The sequence below is a fragment of the Blautia sp. ZXY-1-B12 genome (genome assembly GCF_056339915.1).
On sequence record NZ_JBWJVP010000192.1, the window covers coordinates 1 to 6,489 of the forward strand.

Annotated in this window: 3 protein-coding genes and 2 pseudogenes; all 5 read right to left on the bottom strand. The window is 42.1% G+C overall.

The window, feature by feature from the left end; all coding sequences use genetic code 11:
• The coding region (locus tag AC075L_RS11120) for a DUF3793 family protein (protein WP_476387685.1) at window positions 1–215 on the bottom strand (215 nt) is incomplete at its 3' end.
• A 418-nt stretch (window positions 216–633) separates the two neighbouring features.
• Window positions 634–3,987: pseudogene (locus AC075L_RS11125) on the bottom strand (AAA family ATPase).
• Window positions 3,984–5,125: pseudogene (locus AC075L_RS11130) on the bottom strand (exonuclease SbcCD subunit D). Before AC075L_RS11130 ends, AC075L_RS11125 begins: the two co-directional pseudogenes overlap by 4 nt.
• 68 nt (window positions 5,126–5,193) lie before the next feature.
• The gene (locus AC075L_RS11135) at window positions 5,194–5,937 is read right to left on the bottom strand and encodes a DeoR/GlpR family DNA-binding transcription regulator (protein WP_118567011.1); all 744 of its coding nucleotides are present in this window, start codon (window positions 5,935–5,937) and stop codon (window positions 5,194–5,196) included.
• 266 nt (window positions 5,938–6,203) lie between these two features.
• Window positions 6,204–6,401, bottom strand: a complete 198-nt coding sequence (locus AC075L_RS11140; protein WP_476387686.1) for a hypothetical protein — start codon at window positions 6,399–6,401, stop codon at window positions 6,204–6,206.
• Window positions 6,402–6,489: the final 88 nt, after the last annotated feature.

Genomic DNA, 6,489 nt, shown 5'->3' on the forward strand with positions numbered 1-6,489 from the left:
TCAAGGCTTGAGAACCGGCAGACATAAATCAGCGCCTTTTTCTCACTCCTGCGAAGTACTGTGAGGGAAACGCCTTTTTCTCTTACACATTCATTAAAGCCTTCTACGCTTTTCCATAATTCTTCCTCAGATTCATATTTATATGTAAAAAGATTTCCGGTTTTAATAGATGCTAATGTAGGTGAACAATGTTCGATCACAGATTTCTCCAACATGTTATGATCCCTTTCTCAATGGCAAAATATCAGTTAGGACATGCTAACTATCTATCAAAAAATAAAGCTTTACGAAACATTTGATTGCTTTTGTTTGCTGCAAAGCTTGAATTACTGCTGTAAAAAGACCTTCAACAGATCGTTCAGCAGTTCAAGTTATTTATGTCTAACTTCATAACTTAATATATACTATCTCTGGTATTCTGTCAAGTTAATTTTGTATAACTTTTTTTAGTAACTGCCTTTTTTAACCGCATCAAGTAAGTCCCCGGGGTCGGTTGCAAAAAACAATAAGCAATGGGTAGGGACTTGCTTGTATCAGGAGGAGTGACAACTCCTTCTGATACACTGTGAAACAGTTATTCGATGTAGCGCCGCCTAGCAAAGCGGATGATTTTATCCGCTTGACCATAAAATCTCATCCTTCTATACAGATCGCACTTCCAACTCCATCTTCTGTCCGTTTCTTTGTTACTATGATCTTCTTATCAATACGTTCTTTCAGCTCTGCCACATGGGAGACGATCCCAACCAGTCTGCTTCCCTGACTGAGATCCTTCAATGCACGGATTGCCTGATCAAGGGCATCTTCATCCAAAGATCCGAAACCTTCATCCACAAACATGGTATCAAGCTGGATCCCGCCCGAGCTTGACTGAATTTCATCAGAAAGTCCCAATGCCAGAGACAAAGATGCCTGAAATGTTTCTCCGCCGGATAAAGGTCTTGACACTTCGGACAGTTCCATTGTAATGATCTACTACATCCAGTTCCAGACCGGTTTTCCCTACTCTGCTCTTGTTTTCCTTTCTGCGGACTAACTCATACTGACCGCTGCTCATGGTCATCAGACGGATATTGGCACGCGCAAGAATGCGGTCAAAATACTGCATCTGGATGTAAGTTTCCAGCATGATCCTTGCCTTACCTGTGATCGTTCCATTGGCAGTATCTGAGAGAGATTTCATCCACTTCCAGCGGGTTTCCGTTTTCAGAAGCTCTGTCTGCTGTCTGCGGATTTTTTCATACATGTCACTGTTTATTTCCAGACGGGCATGGATTTCATCACGATTTGCTGAAAGTGATTTCTTTTGCTGTGCAAAGTTTTCTTTCTGAGCATTCAGTTCCTCAGTTGAAATACTTATGGATTCTTTTAACTGTTCTGTCAGAGATGTGATTACAGAATTCAACTCTGTCATTTTCTTCTCTAATACTTCTTTCGCTTCTGTTACTGTCTTGTAATGTGTTTCAAGCTTCTTTTGTTCCTCAGTCTTAAGCCGGATCTGAGACAGAATTTCCTCTTTTGTCCTCTCACCCAGCTCTTTTTCCATATTCTCTCTCTGCTTCTGCAGCTGCTCATATCTGGATTTCTCTGCTGCTGTCTGCTGCTGATTCTGATTGATCTGGTCTGTGATCGTTGTAAGTTCTGTCTGAGTCTTACCAATCTGCATCTCCAGAAGTTTTCTCTGTTCCAAAAATGCTGTAAGATCCTTTTGTTTCTGTTCCAGAATATTCTGCTGCTGTTTCAGCCATTCTACTGCTCTCCTTCCCTGCAGCAAAGCCTGTAATACATTACAATTTTCCTTTTGATTCACTGTTTCACTGCTGTGATTCTGTGACAGTTCCGGATTAGTTTTCATTCTCTGTCTTATATCTTCTTCATGGATCCATGTCAGTACAGGTTCGTCCAATTGATTCTGCAGCTGTTCCTGAATACTTTCCAGCTGGCTCTTCCTCTTTTCAAGACTGATCTGTAATTTCTGAAATTCTTTTGTATGCTGTTCTGACTGTGTGGTGAACTCTTCCTTTTTCTTCAGTAAATCCTGATGAGCTTTTTTCTGTTTTTTGAGTTCTTCTAATCCTGTCTGTACGATACTTTCCTGATTTTTTACAAACAAGCATAATTCATGATCAGGAAGTTCCTTTCGAAGTATTTTTTCTGCCTCCTCTCGTGACAGAAACTGTGCTGCATAGTCTTTAACTCCTTCTGTCAATTCTTCCCTGCAACGCTTCACCAGTCCTGCAGTCTCTCCTGCCTGCACGCTTGCGTCAGATGCCGCTTTTTCCGCAGCTTCTGTTAACTTTTTCTGTTTTTTCAGTTGTTCTTCTGTGGGAACTTCCTTCGGAGTCTGCGTAAGCTTTGGATGATGAACAGAACCACATACCGGACACGGCATTCCATCCTGAAGTCCTGCTGCCAATATCCCCGCCTGCCCATCCAGATAAGCCTGTTCCATTTTGTTCAGGATTTCTTTTATTTCTGCCCGTTTCTGAGAAGCGGTCAGATAAGCCTTCTTTTTGCTTTCTGCTTTCTTTTCCAGATCCTGATACCGTTTCTGCTGATCTTCTATTTTCTGTATCTGCTGCAAACGTACGACCAGGCTGTTCTCTTTGATTTCCAGATTCCCACCGGAAACAATTTTCTCTTCCAGATCAGTCAAATCCTTTTTTATCTGTTTCGCAAATTGTTCTTCCTGTTCAGACTGTATTTTCAGTTCACTGATTTTTGTCTGAAGAAACTCAAGATTTCCGCAGTTCTTATAAACCCCTGCATAAAGATTATCTATTTTCTCTTTCCGGAAATCTGTTTCTGCTTTTTCTTTCTCTGCACTGTCTGTTGTCTGATATTCTTTTTGTTTTTCTTCAAGAACAATTTTCTTTTCTTTCTGACGATTCTGCAGTGCAATACTGTCTGTTTCCAATTTTTCAATCTGTTTTGAGACATTTTCTATTTCTCTGAGCAGATTTTCCAGATTTGTATAACGCTTCAGATTCTCTTTTTCTTTCTGTATGGAAAGTATCAGGCGTTGGATCTCCTCTGGTCCCTTTGCCCCATTTTCTGCATCCTTTTTGTGCCTGTTCCAACTGTGGAAGCAATACTTCTTTCTCTTGCAGAAGTTGTTCCTTCCTTGCCTTTGCATCTGCTTCTTTATGAGCCTTTCCCAAAAGCTGATTTACTTTTTCAAGTTCTGTATCATTCTCTTTGATCTGCTTATTTACAGCTTTCAAGTTATCCTTATCTGCCTTCAGAAACTGCTCCAGAATTTCCAGACCTTCTTCCAGATTTCCTTCAAAGCCATTCTTCTCCATCAATAACCACTGTTGTCCCAACTGATTTTCTGTAGATATCTGACCTGTTCCGTATACTGACGGATACTTCTCAGCAGCTCTTTATACGCTTTGTCCAGACCGCCGGCTTCGAATTTTAATTTTTCCTGAATTACCTTATAAATATCCGTATGGAAAAGCTTTCTGAAAATATTGCTGCGTTCCTCTGTATCAGCCAACAGTAATTTTCTGAAATCTCCCTGTGCAATCATGGCGATCTGTGTAAACTGCTTCATATCCAGTCCGATCAGCTCAGTAACCGCCTGATTCACTTCCTTTAGCTTTGTCACAGGAGCTCTTCCATCAGAAAAGTAAGCAACGCCTCCCCCTTCTGGGTAGTCATTCCGGTGCCTCTGGTCTTTGGACGCTCATAATCCGGGCTTCGTTTCACCGTATACACTGCATCTTTATATTCAAAAATATATTCCGCATACGTAGGTGTTTCCGGTTTTGCATACTTGCTTCTGAGCATGGATGCCTCCCGGACTCCTCCGCTTGTCTCCCCGTACAACGCAAATGTAATCCCATCAAAGATCGTGGTTTTTCCTGCTCCCGTATCTCCGGTCACCAGAAAAAGTCCCTGTCCTCCAAGCTGTGTAAAATCGATCACAGTCTCATCCGCATATGGACCAAATGCAGATAATGTCAGCTTCAATGGTTTCATACGCGCACCTCCTTCAGATTCTGGATCAGTTTCTCCACAAACTCTGTCTGCTCTTCTTTCATAGGTTCATTATTTAACAATTCATAAAACTCCTCAAACAGCTCCAGCTCTGACTTCTGTTCCTGATCTTCCACTGCCTGAACCTCCCGATTCTCACGTGTTCGTTTATTATCATATTCCAGACGCAGCAGATTGGGATAAACAGTACGCAGCTTCTGAAGTGCCCCCGGCACATCTTCCTCATCCGTCAGGGTAATCTGAAGATAATCCATCTTATTTTCAGCAGTATAATGATACCTTCGCTGTCACATCCATATAAGTTCCCCTCAGCTTACGCATATCACGTCTGGGAATCAAAGGTACTGTACTGACCGTCACATTCCCCTTCTCCAGAAGTTCCACAATCGTTACTGACTTTTTATGATCTGCTTCCGAAAAAGAATACTTAAGTGGCGTCCCACTGTAACGCAAGGTCTCTCTCCCCATTTTCTGAGGTCTGTGGATGTGTCCCAGTGCCACATAGTCAAAATCCTTAAATACCTCCGCACTGACATTATCAAGACCGCCAACCCATGTTTCTTCTGAGTCGCTTCTGTCTGCTCCGGTCACAAACTGATGTGCCACCAGCACATTTCTCTGTGTCCTGTCAATCTCACACTCCTGCAGAGCAGCCATGACACCCTCTTCATAAGTATTAATGTCATCTCTCTGCAAAGCATGGCGTACTGCCGCAGGTTTCAGGAAAGGCAGAAGATATACAGATATTGATCCATACTGATCTTTCAGCACAATCCTTTTCATTTCACCATCATAAACCTGCGAAATATAAATATCACTGCTTTCAAACAGCTTTGCCCCAAAGGAAAGCCTTTCTGCTGAATCATGATTTCCACTGATCATGTACACAGGAATCTCAGCTTTAGCCAGTCCTGTAATAAACTCATCAAACAACTGCACTGCCTCTGCCGACGGCACTGTCTTATCATAAACATCCCCTGCGATTAAAACTCCATCCACTCTTCTTCCGTTCCGCAAAGATTTTCATCATCTGATCCAGAATATACCTCTGATCCTCCAGCATGGAAAAATCATGCACCCTTTTTCCAATATGCAGATCTCCAATATGCGCAAACTTCATCCCACATCTCTCCAATCTAAACATCATTCCTGCCTACTCTACCTGCCGACGGCATTCTGATCAATTATTTATTCCACTTTCAGAATATTTTTGCTATCCTGATACTCCTCCGGAATCTCTTCTGTAAGAATTTTAGCATCTGTAAACCCGCCGAATGTCACAGAACTTACTTCTCCAAACTTTGACTTATCTGTCAGGATATATACATCTTTGCACTGCTTCATTGCAGTACTCTTTACAATTGCTTCACTGGTATCCGGTGTGGTAAAGCCTTCTCTTCTGGTGATTCCATTTGTTCCGAAGAAGCCCTTTGTAAAATGATACATCTGGATCATCTGCATTGCCTGACTGCCTACGACTGCTTCTGTGGAGCTCTTCAGTTCTCCTCCGATCAGGTAAACCCGGATTCCCATCTTTGCCAGAGTCTGGGCATGGGATACTGCATTAGTAACAAAGGCAGCTCTTACACCTGCCAGATATTCCAGCATCAGACCAGTGGTGGTTCCTGCGTCCAGATAAACAAAATCATCTGGTGTAATCAGGCTGGCAGCATATTTTGCAATCTTCTTCTTTTCTTCTTTATTTAATTCTGATTTCTGCGCCACAGTCGGTTCATAGGCAGTTACTTTATGATTTAATGCTACTGCGCCGCCGAAAACCTTGGTAAGTTTTCCCGCTTTGTCCAATGCAGTAATGTCTCTGCGCACTGTGGACTCTGATGCATCCAGAAGTTCTCTCAGTTCTGTTACTGTAACACTCTTTTTTTCTTCCAGAAGCTTCAGAATAATATCAAATCTCTGTTCTGTAAGCATGTACCCCTGCCTCCATTGTATATTTGCTTTGATTGTTTACTTCTGATTATTTTCTCCGATATCTACGAATTGCTCCGCTGCTTCGTAGCTCCCGCAACTCTAGCAAAACATTCGGAATCCGCAAGATTCACTTTGTATATCGCTATCTTCCTCATGTTTTTAGCGGGTCCCAAGTTCAAAAGTCTTATCGTGCAAGCACGAACGACTTTCTGCAACCTTTTGACCCCTGATATCTCATTATAACAAGAAACAGGAGATGAATGCATTCATCCCCTGTCTGTCAGTTTCTTATATTTAATTCTATGAATTACAGGTTCTCCTGCATGAATTTGCTTACTGGCTTCATATGCTGCTTCTTCATCAGCGCCTTCGATTGTGGATGCTGCTTCACGACCTTTCTTACGCCAAGTCCCATCAGTGCAAGAAGTTCTCTGCAGTCGGACTCTTTTTACCTTCTTTTTCAATAGAGATTGTTGACTCAAATCCCTTTACCAGTTTTCTCAAAGTTCTCCTGGGAGGACGTGCGTGGATTCTTTGTCCGTCCTGAAACTA

What these genes read in the sequence shown, in the direction of transcription:
- AC075L_RS11135 (WP_118567011.1), bottom strand. Translation starts at nt 5,937, where the DNA reads ATGCTTACAGAACAGAGATTTGATATTATTCTGAAGCTTCTGGAAGAA.